Annotated in this window: 15 protein-coding genes; 11 read left to right on the plus strand and 4 right to left on the minus strand. The window is 38.1% G+C overall.

All coding sequences use genetic code 11. The annotated features are described in order from the left end of the window. Nucleotides 1–95: 95 nt before the first annotated feature. Nucleotides 96–926 (plus strand): endonuclease/exonuclease/phosphatase family protein, encoded by an 831-nt coding sequence (locus IGJ19_RS02145; protein WP_430604354.1) that lies wholly within the window; start codon nt 96–98, stop codon nt 924–926. A gap of 295 nt (nt 927–1,221) precedes the next feature. Here the strand turns inward: IGJ19_RS02145 and IGJ19_RS02150 are convergent, their stop codons facing one another. Beyond that, complete coding sequence (locus tag IGJ19_RS02150) at nt 1,222–2,901, minus strand: hypothetical protein (RefSeq protein WP_086335411.1); 1,680 nt, start codon at nt 2,899–2,901, stop codon at nt 1,222–1,224. 264 nt (nt 2,902–3,165) lie between these two features. Beyond that, nucleotides 3,166–3,699: a phenolic acid decarboxylase gene (locus IGJ19_RS02155; RefSeq protein WP_023519065.1), complete on the minus strand. Its 534-nt coding sequence runs from the start codon at nt 3,697–3,699 to the stop codon at nt 3,166–3,168. A 103-nt stretch (nt 3,700–3,802) separates the two neighbouring features. Between IGJ19_RS02155 and IGJ19_RS02160 the strand changes: the two genes are divergently transcribed. After that, the gene (locus tag IGJ19_RS02160) at nt 3,803–4,351 is read left to right on the plus strand and encodes a PadR family transcriptional regulator (RefSeq protein WP_065096533.1); all 549 of its coding nucleotides are present in this window, start codon (nt 3,803–3,805) and stop codon (nt 4,349–4,351) included. Nucleotides 4,352–4,540: 189 nt separating this feature from the next. Here IGJ19_RS02160 and IGJ19_RS02165 read toward each other — a convergent pair whose 3' ends face one another. Next, nucleotides 4,541–5,008: a MerR family transcriptional regulator gene (locus IGJ19_RS02165; RefSeq protein ID WP_430604355.1), complete on the minus strand. Its 468-nt coding sequence runs from the start codon at nt 5,006–5,008 to the stop codon at nt 4,541–4,543. A gap of 134 nt (nt 5,009–5,142) precedes the next feature. On the opposite strand from IGJ19_RS02165, the gene IGJ19_RS02170 reads away from it, so the two are divergent. The 3 genes from IGJ19_RS02170 to IGJ19_RS02180 all read left to right on the plus strand — a co-directional run bounded on the left by IGJ19_RS02170 (nt 5,143) and on the right by IGJ19_RS02180 (nt 7,720). Further along, nucleotides 5,143–6,615, plus strand: a complete 1,473-nt coding sequence (locus IGJ19_RS02170; protein ID WP_195513430.1) for an MDR family MFS transporter — start codon at nt 5,143–5,145, stop codon at nt 6,613–6,615. Then, nucleotides 6,612–7,319 (plus strand): DUF4811 domain-containing protein, encoded by a 708-nt coding sequence (locus tag IGJ19_RS02175; protein ID WP_430604356.1) that lies wholly within the window; start codon nt 6,612–6,614, stop codon nt 7,317–7,319. Before IGJ19_RS02170 ends, IGJ19_RS02175 begins: the two co-directional genes overlap by 4 nt. 110 nt (nt 7,320–7,429) lie before the next feature. Next, nucleotides 7,430–7,720: a DUF1905 domain-containing protein gene (locus tag IGJ19_RS02180; protein WP_074800402.1), complete on the plus strand. Its 291-nt coding sequence runs from the start codon at nt 7,430–7,432 to the stop codon at nt 7,718–7,720. Nucleotides 7,721–8,001: 281 nt separating this feature from the next. On the opposite strand, the gene IGJ19_RS02185 is transcribed toward IGJ19_RS02180, so the two are convergent. Then, nucleotides 8,002–10,338, minus strand: a complete 2,337-nt coding sequence (locus IGJ19_RS02185) for an ABC transporter ATP-binding protein/permease (protein WP_108173391.1) — start codon at nt 10,336–10,338, stop codon at nt 8,002–8,004. Between the two features lie 145 nt (nt 10,339–10,483). On the opposite strand from IGJ19_RS02185, the gene IGJ19_RS02190 reads away from it, so the two are divergent. The 6 genes from IGJ19_RS02190 (at nt 10,484) to IGJ19_RS02215 (ending at nt 14,893) form a co-directional block, all read left to right on the plus strand. Then, a complete protein-coding gene (locus tag IGJ19_RS02190) occupies nt 10,484–11,152 on the plus strand; it encodes a response regulator transcription factor (protein WP_074800396.1) in 669 nt (222 codons plus the stop codon). Then, entirely contained in the window at nt 11,152–12,216 is a 1,065-nt protein-coding gene (locus IGJ19_RS02195) for a HAMP domain-containing sensor histidine kinase (protein ID WP_074800393.1), read from the plus strand. Before IGJ19_RS02190 ends, IGJ19_RS02195 begins: the two co-directional genes overlap by 1 nt. Before the next feature lie 200 nt (nt 12,217–12,416). Continuing rightward, nucleotides 12,417–12,743, plus strand: coding sequence for a hypothetical protein (locus IGJ19_RS02200; RefSeq protein WP_430604357.1), 327 nt, complete (start codon nt 12,417–12,419; stop codon nt 12,741–12,743). 358 nt (nt 12,744–13,101) lie between these two features. Next, complete coding sequence (locus IGJ19_RS02205; RefSeq protein ID WP_010736371.1) at nt 13,102–13,419, plus strand: PadR family transcriptional regulator; 318 nt, start codon at nt 13,102–13,104, stop codon at nt 13,417–13,419. Continuing rightward, the gene (locus tag IGJ19_RS02210; protein WP_074800387.1) at nt 13,412–14,026 is read left to right on the plus strand and encodes a DUF1700 domain-containing protein; all 615 of its coding nucleotides are present in this window, start codon (nt 13,412–13,414) and stop codon (nt 14,024–14,026) included. Before IGJ19_RS02205 ends, IGJ19_RS02210 begins: the two co-directional genes overlap by 8 nt. A gap of 3 nt (nt 14,027–14,029) precedes the next feature. Beyond that, on the plus strand, nt 14,030–14,893 hold the full coding sequence (locus IGJ19_RS02215; RefSeq protein ID WP_237558888.1) for a DUF4097 family beta strand repeat-containing protein: 864 nt from the start codon (nt 14,030–14,032) through the stop codon (nt 14,891–14,893). Nucleotides 14,894–15,021 lie beyond the last annotated feature (128 nt).

Below are 15,021 nucleotides of genomic sequence, written 5' to 3' on the forward strand. Positions count from 1 at the left end.
AAAGCGAGACGATTGAGGAGAGATTTCTTCAATGATCAGCGCTGACGTAGCAGTCTCTGATTTTTATGTAAAAATAGAAGAGAGGTTCCGAAAAAATGAAAATAATGACATTGAACACACATAGTTGGTTGGAAAAAGAACCAATAACTAAACTACAAGAGCTTGCAGACAAGATTTTAGTTGAGAGCTATGATGTAATTGCTTTACAAGAGGTCAATCAACTGATTGAAACAGAAATCGTAAATGAACAAGAGCTAGTCGGTTTTTGTCCAGTAACGAATCAGACCCCCATCCACAAAGACAATTTCGCTTATTGTTTGATCCAACGACTAGCTGAAGCAGGAGAAGCTTATTTTTGGAGTTGGGAAATGAGTCATATTGGTTATGACAATTATGAAGAAGGGAATGCCATTTTATCAAAGGCTCCTCTGACTAGTCGGGCATACATAGTGTCTGAAACAAAAGAAAAAGAAAACTACCGTACACGCATGATTCTTGTTGCCAAAACAGTTATTGACAATCAACCACTCGTTGTCGCAAGCTGTCATTTCTCTTGGTGGTCAGATACAAAAACTGGCTTTGCCTACGAGTGGCAATTCTTACAGAAAGAACTCTTGACTTATCAAATACCTTGCTTGTTGATGGGCGATTTTAATAATCCAGCAGGTGAGAAAGGGTATCGCTTAGTTAATGAAGATAACCAATTGAACATCAAAGATTCATATGTTTTAGCCGAACAAAAATCTGAAGAAGCCACGATCGATAAAAAAATCGATGGCTGGGAAGACAATGCAGAAGCACTGCGAATCGACTATATTTTCGTTCCGACGGAGAGTAAAGTCAGTACGTATACGCGCGTCTTTGATGGGACGAATGGCCCGATCGTGAGCGATCATTTTGGGGTAGCTGTGGAAATGGAGCTATAAGATAGGTGCTTTTTGCCGTAGGTGGACTCACTCAAATAAGTTTGATGAGGTGAACGATTGGATTGATTAAGATAAAGCGAACGAATAAGAGCTGACAAGTCTTAGGATTTTTCATACCCACCTGCTTACGTTTTATATAACGATTAACTAAGAGAATGTCTGCTGAGAAAGGATAAATTAATTATCTACTCTCGAATTTTAAAACTAAGCGAGGGTGTGACAGTCAATCTGTCACACCCTCGCTTATTCTTATGCCTAGATGATAGATGTTTCACATAATCTAAAAAATGATGGTCTAGCTGATTTTCACATTTTTTTCTTTCCTAAAATTAAACTTTTGTGAAAGATAGATGCCTAAAAAGGATAGCCAACCGGCAATAGTCGCAGCAACAACGAAGTAGAAATAGACTGGAAGGTCGTAATAGAGAATGATTTCGTTGATGCCATTATGCTGCTTAACGATCGGTGTCCCGATATCGGTCAATTCAAAATCCGTCAATTTCTGTCCATTTTGCATCAAAACGGTGCGATCATAAACAATGACTGGTACATGAACAGTTGGCTCACCAGTGTTTTTCCATTTGATGCTCAACCGACCATCAGGATGGGATTTGATAAACGTTGTTTCATTTTCTAAAATTTCTTCATTGTAGCGATCGTATTTATTCGCTGTCGTTTGTTTATAGATCGGTAAATAGTCTGGTGTTGTCTTTTGGAAAACAAATAAACTTTTCGACATATCACGACTATAGAAGGTTTTTCTTGCTTCATCAGGTGTATCGAACAAATACGTATGACGACTGACAAAGGTTTCATCTTCCCATTTATCGAGGTGACGGTATAAGTTTTGGATGGTTTGAACAGAACTGATCAGGATCAGTAAGGTCGCAGCTATCCGTAACCAGGTTTTGTTTTCCCAACGATTGGCGACAATCGCAAAGTAAAGTAAGAAAAGCAAGGTAAATGGAACAAAGAAACGAAACGGAAACTGGATCAAGCTAATAAATGGTACTTCGTTTTCAACTAATGTATTCCAAGGGATCAGGCTGGTTGAAAGTAAGAAGAACACAACACTTGTGCGCAACAAAAGTTTTGGAAACAGTTCTTCTCTTTTTCGGAACAATAAGAAACATAAAAATCCAGCAAATAAAACGACAGGTAGGATTTTCGGATAATTCAACCAGTAACTTCCCTCAAGATTGATTGATTTCTCTGTCATGCGTCGATTGACGAAAGGTGGAAGAATCTCATTCCCACTGTAAACCATCGCCATACCTACCCAGATGTTTGCCGTTAGGATAAAGTAAAGCAAAATTGATTTCCCTAATTGTAAAAGAGCTTTTCCCTTGTTGGTTTGTGTGAAGAAATAATACCCATAAAAAGGAATATACATCAATACTAGCATTACAGAAGATAGCAGATGGATCTGTGTCATCAATGCAATCGCCGCAGTTACTTTGAGGACAGGGAATTTTTTATGCACGATGAAATCAACGAGCGGGATCATACATAAAGGATAAAATACTGTTCCCCAGCTCGTAAAACCTTGATTGACAGCCCAATATTGGATCGAATAGGTCGTCATGAACAGGACTGAAACCGGTACACTTACCCATTCACGTACTTTTACATAACGCAACAAAGTCAACATGGACCAACCTGCGATAAGGAAGAGGATAAAATTCGATAAAATCTGGTAATGATACCAACTTCTAGCAACGAGTACGATCAACCCTTGAAAGTATGAGAATAAGGGACCGTAGATTGCATTGACGATCCGACCGCTTTGTTGAAAGCCATACATCGATGGGAAGTAGTGTAAGTCTCCGTGAATAATTTGTTGGGCTGCATCATAAAAACGATTGTAATGAAATGGCGCATCAGCCCCGATGATCAATTTGTGTGATAATATATTTGGCAATACGAAAATAATTGCGAAAATAAAAATCAAAAAATATGGTCTATATTTTTTCAACTGTTTGGCTCCTTTTCATATAATAACTAAACTTATCATAAAGGTTAATGAAAAGAGAGGCAAGGAATTAGAAAAAATTTGAAAATAACATGAAATTATTTATGTAAATCATAAAGAAATCAATTGGAAAAGTTAAATGACCACATTTATTTACAATAAAATAAAGGGTAGAAACAAAAGCCTCCGTTTATAATGATCAAAAAGCCACTGGTCTTCATCAATTGAAGGAGTGGCTTTTGATTTTATACGAGTGAGGTAGAGTGATTATTTATTGATGCGACGGTAGTTTTCGTCGAAGTAACGACCTTCACGAATGTCTTTTGGCATGCCTTCATAAGGTTCTTCGCTAATGACATCTTCATTATCAACACCCGCATCACCCATATAAGTAATTGTCGCAAATTCTGGAACGACTAGTTTTGGGTATGTTTCATATTTTTCACGAGCAGCTTCCATTTCCGCAATATGTTCGTTTTGGAAAGTGACAGTGATCTCTGGATGTTCTTCGACCCATTTAGGGAAGAAAATCGTGCCATGGAGTTTTTTCTCATTTGGCATAAAGTCTAAAGCAACGTCTGTACCAGTTGGTTCAGTCCAAGTGATTTTAAAAACACCATCTGTTAATTTTACAATATCTGCTTCTTGATCTTTGACCCAACGACCTTTGACCATTCCGCCATGAATACGATAGTCAACGGTGTGGTCATTTTTTGCATACCATTCATATTCCCAACCATTGTCATACGTATAGATAAAGTGAGTTCCAATAAAATCTTCTAAGTTTTTGAATTGTTTCATGTAAAACATCTCCCTTTAAATTAAAACATGTAATAATTTACATGTTTTTGATTACGTGATTATGATAGAATGATTTTGAGAGAATGTCAAGGAGGAAATTTTGATGGCTAGAAAAAATACATTACGCTATATATTACTGGGATTACTGAGCAAAAAAAATCAAACGGGGTATGAATTGAATCAAGCATTCAAAAATGAAATCGGTGAATTCTGGCAGGCAAAGCATAGTCAGATCTATCCTGAACTGGCCAAAATGGAAGAACTAGGAATCATCAAACATGAAGTAGGGATCACTGGAGTCAAGCTAGAAAAGAAAATTTATCAGCTGACTGAAGAAGGGCGTGTTTTGTTAAACGAATGGATCCATACATCGCCAAATGAACTTCCAGTCAATCGAGACGAATTTGTCTTGAAACTGTATTTTGTGAAAGATATCAATGATCCAACATGGATCGAGATCCTTGAACAGCAAAAGGAGCTTCATGAAGAAAAAAGACAGCATTTATTCGTCCGACAACAAGTGATTTTCCCGACAGAAAAAGACCAACATGAAAATTATGGCCATTATCTGATCTTGTCTCACGCAATCAATCGAGAAACCGAATATATCAACTGGTTGACACAAGTATTGGAACAAGAAATAAGAAAATAAATGGAAAGTTTATGACAAACAACTTAAAAAGGCGCCATCCACAAAAATTTGAAAAACAATTTTCGTGGATGGCGCCTTATTTCTCGAGGATGAACACTTCTGTCTAGACCTCGTGGTGGCTTTTTATTTAACTGTAGCATGTCGGCTACAAGTTTTAATGGAGTAAAAAAATCAACCTGCGATCTTTTCTTATTTTTCCAGTACTTTTTTAGGATCGATCGTTTCATCTGCTGGAAGGATCTTATAAGATAGTTCATCCGTTTCTTCGTCATGAATAATACATAGCTGTTCCAGATCATTGAAGTCGCCAATTAAAAGGAGTGTGTAACGTTCATCAATTAACTGGATATCTTTAATGGATTTTGAGAATACTTTTCGGACATGGCTCATTTTGTTTAAACGTTCTTGTGCTTTTTCAGCGGCTTTGGTCAACGTGTACCCTTCATCTAAAAATTTCTTGATGATCTCAACTTTGACCACTGTCGGTAATCGGTATTTTCTTGAACAATTCGCGTCAGCAGTAACGGATTGGATAAAGCCTTTTTGTTCCCAGTATCTCAATTGTCGTGGTGAAACTCCGACGATCTCACTCAATTCACTGATGCCTACTAATAAATGGTCATTTTCCAATAATTGTTTAAGTGAAGCTCCCACCATTCGTCACACTCCTTTGTTGGTCGTTCCCTTAATTATACTTTTGTTGACTATCGTGTCAAGTAGGTTGACAAAAGTTAAAAATAGGAATAAAGTATCTTAGTGATTTCAGAAAACATTCAGAAAGAAGGAGAAATATGAGTAAGAATCAACCCGTAGATATTTACGGAAAACCATATAATCGTACACTATTAGTTGTCGTGTTATTGATTGGGACATTTTGTACGGTCTTGAATCAGACCTTATTGACAACTGCTTTTCCAACATTGATGAAAGCTTTTGATATTTCAGCTTCTGATGTGCAATGGTTGACAACAGGCTTTTTACTAGTGAACGGGATCATGATTCCGATTACTGCTTGGTTGATCAATAAGTTCAGTTCTAGAAAATTATATCTGTCTGCTATGACGATTTTTTTGATTGGGACGATCACCTGTTTTACTGCTCCTAACTTTAGTACATTATTGATTGGACGATTGATCCAAGCGTGTGGAGTAGGGGTATCTATGCCATTATTGCAAAATATCATGCTATCGATCTTCCCACCAGAAAAAAGAGGTTCTGCTATGGGAATGTCTGGGATCGTTATCGGATTAGCCCCAGCATTAGGCCCAACACTATCTGGTTATATCATTGATAACTATCATTGGCGCGATTTATTTGGAATGGTTATTCCAATCGTCGTTCTTGTTTTAGTACTTGCGTTCTTTTTGATGAAGAGTGTGATTCCTTTATCCAATCCAAGTATCGATATTTTCTCTGCCATTCTTTCAACAATTGGATTTGGTAGTTTGCTATACGGATTTTCAAGCGTAGGAGACGCCGGTTGGGGAAGTACGAAAGTAATCAGCTTCTTGATCGTTGGTGTGATTTTCATCGCCGCATTTGCTTGGCGTCAATTACATTTAGAACATCCATTCTTAGAGTTGCGTGTCTTCAAATCACCAACCTTTACAATTGCAGCGATCCTAGCAGGCGTAACGAATATGGCAATGGTCGGAGCGGAAATGGTCGTTCCTTTATATATTCAAAATATTCGTGGAGAATCGGCATTCCACTCAGGTTTGATGTTGCTTCCTGGTGCATTGATCATGGGGGCAATGATGCCGATCACTGGTGCGATCTTTGACAAACATGGGGCAAAACGTCTTGCGATTGTTGGGATGTTCATCCTAACAGCAGCTACAGCACCTTTTGCCTTCTTGACTGAAACGACACCTGTTTTGTATATCGTCATTCTTTATGCGATCCGAATGTTTGGGATCTCGATGGTCATGATGCCGGTGACAACATCAGGAATGAATGCTTTACCTAACAACTTGATCAGTCACGGAACAGCGGTGAACAATACCTTCCGCCAAATCGCAAGTTCGATCGGAACTGCGATTTTGATCAGTGTGTTGACGAATGTTACGAAAGACAATCTACCAACGGATGCTGTGTTGAAAAGTACACCTTTAGCCTACAAAGATCAAGCAATCAATGCGACTTTATCTGGATACCATGCAGCCTTCTTTGTCGCAATCATATTCGGCTTGATTGGTTTTGCGATTGCTTTCTTCTTAAAAAGAAAAGAACCAGTAGTGGTGGAAGTGGGGGATAACGCATGATTATTTTCGTATTGATTGCCAGTGTCATTGCCTTTGCTTTGACGAATGTTTTTGCCAAAAAAAGGTGGCAAACACTTCTTTCACTCGTCTTTGGCTTACTGTTTGTTCTCTCATTAGGACTGATCGTAGGAAATATCACTAATCATTTTGGTATGGAAGAAGTGACAGAAACAAAAACGACTCCGCTCGTTTCCAGTGCGGATCAGTCAGACGTAAATATGTTGCTTTATCAGTCACTAGGAGATGGGACAGAAAAAGTCTACTTATATCGAACAGATGACAAGCAAAAAGAACCAAAAGCAACTGGCACAAAAAATGAAACAAATAAGGTTGAACAAACGGAAGGCAAAGCAGAAAAAATCAGTGAAACAACTTATTGGTTCTATAAAAATGACCAATATAAATTCTGGTTCAACTTGGCGGACAACAACCATGAATATGAACGCCGGGTCAATACGTTCAAACTTCCGAATGATTGGATCGAATTAAATACTGACCAAGCCTCTGAATTGGCAAAACGTGTCGAAGAACAGAAAGACACGATGGAAGCCGATGCACAAAAGTTTGTAAAAGAAGGCTTGATGAAAGCCATCGCCCAAAATCCAGCGATGTCTCAAGAAGAACAACAACAAGTATCAAAAGACTTAGCGACAGCTTATCAAAAACAAGCATTGGCAAAATTAGTCGCAGAAGTGAAGAAGTAAAAGGAAAACTGTTCGTACTCAGGTCTTTTCAGCCGAGTACGAACAGTTTTTCTTATTGTTGATTCAATCGGTTCCATTTCTTTGTTATACTGAAAAAAAGGAGGGAAATAATGACTGAAATACATAAATTTGAATCTAAAATCTATGCCTCTGAAGTTGGTAAAGGTGGCGCATACGTCATCTTTCCTTATGATGTGAAGGCATTGTACAATGTTGGAAGAATCAAGGTTTCTGCCACTTTTGATGGTGAACCCTATGAAGGTAGCATTGTGAATATGGGCATAAAAAATGAAGACAGCACGATTTGTTATATCTTAGGGATACGCAAAGACATTCGCCAAAAGATTGGTAAGGATATTGGCGATATAGTGAAAGTAACCGTTGTCAAAACATCCGGGTGAATTATTACTTTACCGCTAGTCATATCTTGTCTCTCAAATTCAAACAAATAGTGTGATCGAATTAACAGTTGCGGAAAGAAAAAAATCCACAGTATGGATGAGGTCGGAACAGAAGTGTTCAGCCTCGAGAAATAAGACGGAATCCACGAAAATTGCTTTTCAAATTTTTGTGGATTCCGTCTTATTTCCGAAGAGGTTACTTCCAAAAGAATAAAGCAAAAATACAGTTGGTTTTGAAATTACTTGTCAAAACCAACTGTGTTTTTTTCTATTATATTTTACTATTCTGCTCTTAAAGCAATCGCTGCATCTTTCTTCGCTGCCATACGAGCTGGGATGTGTCCGCCTAACATCGTTAAGATCGTTGATACAACAATCAAAATCAAGGCGTGTACAGGATTTAGTTGAGCAACATTTTCTAAATCAGTCATATTGTACAAGAGACTATTGATTGGGAAAGTCGCTAGCCAAGCAATCAAGACCCCTAGTAAACCAGAAGAAATCCCTAAGATACAAGTCTCTGCATCGAATACCCGTGTGATATCTTTCTTACGCGCACCTAATGCTTTCAAGACACCGATTTCCTTCGTCCGCTCGATCACAGAAGTATAAGTGATGATGCTGATCATGATCATACTTGTTACAAGTGAAATACCTGCAAAAGCAATCAAGACATACGTGATCGCATCCATCAATCCACCAGTCAATTCGGTCATCGTTCCAGCTAAATCGGAATAGATGATTTTATCTTCATCTGATTTTCCTTTGTTGAATTCATCTAAATAGTTTAGAATCTCTTCTTTATCGCCAAAATTATTTGGATAGATCATGATACTTGAAGGTAAGCTGTCTCCACCTAAATAGCTGATCAGCGTTTGTTTTGCTGAGTCATCTACTTTTTCGGTCGTCAATACGTTCATATCGCTGTCTTTTTGCGCTCGAACGATTTCAGAATTTTTGTTTTCATTGACGATTTCTGTTGTCAATTGGTCGCTGTAAGCAATACCCGGAGATAACAGATTCATCGTAGAAGAAGATTTGACCCGTAGAATACCAGAAATCTTAACTTCTCTGGAGGCATCTTCGTACATCGCTTGGTAATCCGTATTAGGAATGAAGTTTCCTGTCGGTAATTTTGTATAGTACGTATCATTGTTCACTAATTTGAAAGTCGTTCCGACGATTTTGTCAAAATCAAGCGTTTCGCCGTCTTTCACATCAAAGCCTAAATTTTTCAACGCATTGATGTTGGTATTGTTATTACCATCCACGATCAATACGACATCATTTGCAGAGGCAGGATAACTACCAGAAAGTAATGAGTAATTTGATTCTAAGAAATTGTCTTTTTGGTCATCTAGTTGTGTTGGGAAACTAGAAACCCCCACACCAGTCATGGAAGACATCGCACTTGAGAATGATAGTGATTCAGAATCTGGGTTTTGATTCGAAAAGCTAACAGGCTGTACTTCGCCGTCAACATCTCTTAACAAATTGATACCAGTCGTGCGGGTAAAACCAATATTATTACTTAAATCAGGATCGATACTCGTTACATAATCAACATATTCTTGGTCGATGTTATTCGTATGTTGTGCCCGGTCTTCGTCGCTGACCTTGGCTGTAACAGTTTTCGTATCTGGATAGTCGGCTGTATTAGAGCTCAAGCCATCCGATTCAGAAGGTGGGCTAGTGGTGACTCTGGAAATCGTAATTGGAAAACGAGCCATCGTTTCTGACTGTGTTTGGTCAATTTGTTTTTGGAATCCAGTAGATAGGGCCAATACGATCGCAATCCCGATAATCCCAATACTTGAAGCAAAGGAAGTCAAGAATGTCCGTCCTTTTTTCGTGCGAATATTATTGAAAGATAATTTTAGTGCGGTCCAAAAGCTCATCTTTGTCCGGCGTAGATTAAATTGATCATCTTTTGGACGTTCGATATGTGGATTAGAATCAGAAACGATTTTTCCATCTGAGAACTCAATGATCCGATCGGCATATTCATGTGCCAACTCAGGGTTATGTGTGACCATGATCACTAGTTTCTCATTGGATAGTTCTTCAATCAACTTCATAATTTGGACACTTGTTTCTGTGTCTAAAGCACCGGTTGGCTCATCACATAAAAGGATGTCAGGGTCATTGGCTAAAGCACGTGCAATTGCGACACGTTGCATTTGTCCACCAGATAATTGATTGGGTTTTTTGTGCATGTGGTCGGTCAATCCAACACGACGCAATGATTCCTCCGCTTTTTTCCGTTTTTCATCTTTAGAGACACCACTTAATGTCATGCCAAGTTCAACATTTTCAATGATCCCTAAATGCCCGATCAAGTTATAGCTTTGGAAAACAAAACCGATGGAATTATTACGATAAGCATCCCAATCGCTGTCTTTAAAATCTTTTGTGGACTTCCCGTTGATGACCATATCGCCAGAGTCATAATTATCCAAGCCGCCGATCACGTTCAACATGGTTGTTTTACCAGATCCACTTGGGCCTAAAATGGCTACAAATTCTTTTTTTCTAAAAGCGACGGATACGCCGTCTAATGCTTTTGTCGTTGTTTCACCAACTTTATAATATTTCTTTATCTCTTTTAATTGTAACATTGTCACCCTTCTTTCCGTTTGAAATATTCGTTATACTAATAAGTATAACAGAACAACGAACGTAGTATAATGAATGAATGTTAACTGAATATGAACAATCAGAAAAAAAACTGAAATTTTTCAAATAATTACATGAGGAGAAATGATGAATCGAATATTATTAGTAGAAGATGATGAGCGTTTGCAACAACTTTATCAATCCGTTTTAGAACGCGCTGGTTTTTTGGTTTTCGCCGTTGCAAATGGGACCGAAGCTTTGAAGCGATTAGAGAGTACTCAAGTGGATGTGATCATCACAGATATTATGATGCCTGTGATGGATGGGTATGAACTGTTGGAAACTTTACGAAGCAGTCGCGTAGAAACCCCTGTGTTGATCATCACAGCGAAAGCAGATTTTGAAGATAAAAAGAAGGGATTTCAACTGGGAACGGATGACTATATGACTAAACCAGTAGATGTCAATGAAATGGTATTGCGGGTAGAAGCCTTGTTACGGCGAGCGAAAATCAATCATAGCCACCAATTGAACATCGGACAAACTAGCTTGAACCAAGAAACCTATGAAGTGATCAAGCAAGATCAAGCCATCTTACTTCCACAAAAAGAATTTCAATTATTGTACAAACTACTTTCTTATCCAAATAAGATTTTTACACGGCAACAATTAATGGATGATATATGGGGGTTGGATACCAATACGGAAGAACGGACGATCGATGTGCATATCAAACGATTACGCACGCGTTTTATTGAAAATGATGATTTCCAGATCATGACAGTTCGCGGCTTAGGCTATAAGGCGGTGATTTGATGCGTAAAAAAATCTTTTCGCAATTATGGATTTATTTTGCTTGCATTGTGTTTATTTCCATTTTAGTTACTTTGTTGTGTTTCTTAGGTTTTATTTTCTTACTGTCACATAAAACAGTTCCTGCTTCAGAGCAACAAGCGACATGGTTTCCTTTAGTCGTTTTTGCAGGATTTAGTATGATGGTGGGCACAGGGATCTCGATCTTTGTCGGTCGTCGGATCTTGCTGCCGATCAGTGATTTACGAACGAATATGAGCAAAGTAGCAACTGGCGATTTTTCGATTCGGATGGATGAGCAACAAAAAGTCGAAGAAGTGCAGCAACTATACAAAGATTTCAACGTGATGGTCCAAGAATTGAGTAGTATCGAAACGTTACGAAATGACTTTGTTTCCAATGTTTCTCATGAATTCAAGACGCCGCTTGCCACGATCCAAGGATACGTCCAATTATTGCAGGCACCTAACATTTCAGAAGAAGAAAAGCAGGTTTTCTTGCAACGGATCATTGAGAGCATCACTCAGCTTTCGCAATTGACAGAGAACACACTGAAATTGAATAAATTAGAAAATCAGCGAATCAAATTAGAAAAGCGCCCTTTTCGTTTAGATGAACAGATTCGTGAAGTGATTGTTTTTTTACAACCTAAATGGGAGCAAGAACACCTTCAACTGGAGATCGATCTAGAAAGTGTCAACTTTGTCGGTAATGAAGAATTTCTATATCAAGTCTGGCTGAATCTCATGGACAATGCCATCAAGTACAATCAACCACAAGGGAAAATCAAGATTCGCCTAACACAAAATGCCACTCAAGTGATCGTTGAAGTGACAGATTCTGGCGTGGGAATGGATCAAGAAACACAAGCACGACTCTTTGAGAAATTTTATCAAGGGGAATCCAGTCGTCAATTTTCTGGGAATGGGCTGGGCTTATCACTAGTCAAAAAAATCGTTGAATTGCATCATGGAAAAATCAGTTATAACAGTATCCCAAAAGTAGGTACGACCGTCATCGTTCAATTAGACAAAGAAAACACGCAACCAAATTCTCCGATGGAATAAGATCCAGAGAAGTGAACAGTTAATGATCTATAGGAGCAATAAACCAACAAAAACGAAGAAAAAAATGCCACTTCTGATTTAATCGTTCTAAGGTGTATTTTTCAAGTAATATATAATTGGAAAAGTGTACGAAAACAAGTCGTACATAAGTGAGCATTCGTATATTTTTCTAATAACCGTTATTGGAGGAATGATAGGAATTGAAAAAACAAGTCGGTTTATTGCTCGGACTTTTGACGTTAAGTGTTGGACTGAGCGGAGCCAATCCCATAGTCATTGCAGAGGAAACAACTCATTCTCATGATACTCCCGTGGCATTATTGAAACAGGATTCGGTCTTAGGAACACTTGTGGCAAATGCAAGTGCAGAGGATGAAAAACAAGCAGATCGTGGTATCGGTTATTATTGGAAATGCCATACCTGTAGCTATCATAGTAAGTGGCATCTATTCCCTGGGACAGCAGTTTCTGTTGCCAATAAACATGCACAGCAATACGATCATGTCACCTCTGTTTATCCAAATTAGCAACTGACTATTTTAGAATGGAGTGTAGCGAAAGATGAATGAAACGTGGTTGAATAGGAATAAAAAAGAAGTGATCCGTTTCTCTCTTGCCGTTTTTCTAGGTTTTGCACTAAGTTTTATCGTATTTGCTTTGTTGTAGGTAAGAGGATAATAAAAAGTATTCAAAAGGAACAAAGACCAGAAATCATTACGGTCTTTGTTCCTTTTTTGTAAGCAGAATTTTTATGATAATTAGCATTGTTTTCGCGAAGATTGAAGTAATCAAGGGGATGATTGGGAATTTTACTTGCAAACAATATTATACGTGATATAATATTGGTAAATATAAAATATTGCAAACTATAAAGAAGGTGAAGTAATGCATATCCAAGTCCCAACAGTTTTACTTGATGGTACGGTTTTAGCGGCTTTGAGCAGAGAAGACATGTACGGTTACGCATTAACGAAGATCGTCCAAGAAAGTTTATCTGTCAGTGAATCAACGATGTATCCTGTTTTACGCAGATTAAAAAAAGAAGAATACTTAGAAACATACGACGAACCATTCGAAGGTAGAAATCGCCGATATTACCGCTTAACTCCGAAAGGACGTCAACATTTAGAAGAAATCATTGATAAATGGATCGTGTTTCGAGATTCCTTAAACCGATTACTGGAGGAGAATACGAATGAATGAATATTTAAATGATGTGTTGGACGAACTTCAAGAAATACCTGAAGATGATCGCTTTGATATTATTCAGTATTATGAAGAATACTTCTTGGATTCTGGCAAAACAGTAGAAGAAGTCGTGGATGAATATGGCTCACCAAAGCAATTTGCCCTGAAGCTGAAAATCAATTATTACTCGGAACAAGACGACGATGAATCAGAATACAGCCAAAGTCCTAAACGGAAAATCCGTTTGATTTGGATGATCGTTATCGGGTTGTGTGCATCACCTTTATTGATTCCTTTAGCATTAGCGTTTATTCTGGCGATTTTTGGTATTCTGATTGGCTTAATTGGCGTGATCATTGGAATCTATGTCGTATGTATCAGTATTTTAGGAGTAGGTTTATTTTCGATCATTTCAGGTGTTGCTGTCTTGCAACAATCGATTGCTAGTGGGCTGTTCTTTGTAGGACTAGGGTTACTTGCCACGGGAGGTGCCGTTTTCTTTGCACCATTATTGTTAAAAGGAACTAAATGGTTATTCCAAATGATGATGAACTTTGTCAAGTGGGTAGGACGCCGGTTTATTACGAAACGAGCGATCCATACGACGAATAGTGGGGTGTAAAAAATGAAATTAAAATATATCTTGGGGATAGGATTGGGACTGATGGTCACTGGTGGCTTGATGGCAGGATTAAGTTATGCCTCTGGTGCCCAAACGAGTCTGACGTGGGAAGGTGGACCAAGGATCATAGAAATGGCTCGCGAAACAAAAGATTTTTCGTCTGAAAAAATCGAAAAAATCGTTGTCCGAGCAGATTACCAAAATATCGTGATTCAACGAGGCGTGAACTTTGGGGTTGAAACGTCTTATGATAAAACGCAAAAACCAAAAATCAATCTGGAAGATCACACATTGGATATCTCAGCTGACGGTCAAACGCCAGCAGTGATGATCAACGTGACAGACACACGTTCGATGTTGAAAATCACGATCCCTAAAACCATGTCCTTAACAGAATTAGTGGTTGAAGGGAAAAACAATGAATTATTTTTAGATGAGTTCAATAGTAAGAAAATCAACTTGAATTTAGCAAATACTTGGACATCGATCAATGAAGTAAGTGGAGAACTTCTTACTGTAGAAAATCAAATGGGTTCGTTAGATTTTCATGAGGTTTCGATAGATAAAGTCAAATTAGCTACAAGTGATGGCAGTATCATTATTAACGAGAATAAAAAACCAATCAAAGGCGAAATCACACTTCAAAATAGCACGATTGATTTCTACGATAATCAAGAGCAAGGATTAGCTGTGACACTTGAAGGGGATTCTTATATCAACAAAAATTATGAATCTTTGACAACGAAGACGTATCATCAAGGAAACAAAGACCTCAAAGTGACTGGTCATAATAGTCAAGTGAACTTGACGAATGAAGATGATGAAGAGCCTCCGATGGATGATGAAGATTACGGAGAGTATGATTAATCGTTGAACAGTCAAGACTGTCTTTTTCAAAATAACGAATAAATAGTTGGAAAAGCGTATAATTCTTTATGGAATAAGGAATTATACGCTTTTTTATTTATTTTACATGAAATATTATCGCCTATCAT

Origin of the sequence: Enterococcus sp. DIV1368b, assembly GCF_050529595.1 — a bacterium.
GTDB classification, from domain to species: domain Bacteria; phylum Bacillota; class Bacilli; order Lactobacillales; family Enterococcaceae; genus Enterococcus_B; species Enterococcus_B mundtii.

Excerpts from the sequence above, each read along its gene's own strand:
- IGJ19_RS02145 (WP_430604354.1), top strand. The coding sequence starts at position 96 with ATGAAAATAATGACATTGAACACACATAGTTGGTTGGAAAAAGAACCA.
- IGJ19_RS02155 (WP_023519065.1), bottom strand. The coding sequence starts at position 3,699 with ATGAAACAATTCAAAAACTTAGAAGATTTTATTGGAACTCACTTTATC.
- IGJ19_RS02160 (WP_065096533.1), top strand. The coding sequence starts at position 3,803 with ATGGCTAGAAAAAATACATTACGCTATATATTACTGGGATTACTGAGC.
- IGJ19_RS02165 (WP_430604355.1), bottom strand. The coding sequence starts at position 5,008 with ATGGTGGGAGCTTCACTTAAACAATTATTGGAAAATGACCATTTATTA.
- IGJ19_RS02170 (WP_195513430.1), top strand. The coding sequence starts at position 5,143 with ATGAGTAAGAATCAACCCGTAGATATTTACGGAAAACCATATAATCGT.
- IGJ19_RS02175 (WP_430604356.1), top strand. The coding sequence starts at position 6,612 with ATGATTATTTTCGTATTGATTGCCAGTGTCATTGCCTTTGCTTTGACG.
- IGJ19_RS02180 (WP_074800402.1), top strand. The coding sequence starts at position 7,430 with ATGACTGAAATACATAAATTTGAATCTAAAATCTATGCCTCTGAAGTT.
- IGJ19_RS02185 (WP_108173391.1), bottom strand. The coding sequence starts at position 10,338 with ATGTTACAATTAAAAGAGATAAAGAAATATTATAAAGTTGGTGAAACA.
- IGJ19_RS02190 (WP_074800396.1), top strand. The coding sequence starts at position 10,484 with ATGAATCGAATATTATTAGTAGAAGATGATGAGCGTTTGCAACAACTT.
- IGJ19_RS02195 (WP_074800393.1), top strand. The coding sequence starts at position 11,152 with ATGCGTAAAAAAATCTTTTCGCAATTATGGATTTATTTTGCTTGCATT.
- IGJ19_RS02205 (WP_010736371.1), top strand. The coding sequence starts at position 13,102 with ATGCATATCCAAGTCCCAACAGTTTTACTTGATGGTACGGTTTTAGCG.
- IGJ19_RS02210 (WP_074800387.1), top strand. The coding sequence starts at position 13,412 with ATGAATGAATATTTAAATGATGTGTTGGACGAACTTCAAGAAATACCT.
- IGJ19_RS02215 (WP_237558888.1), top strand. The coding sequence starts at position 14,030 with ATGAAATTAAAATATATCTTGGGGATAGGATTGGGACTGATGGTCACT.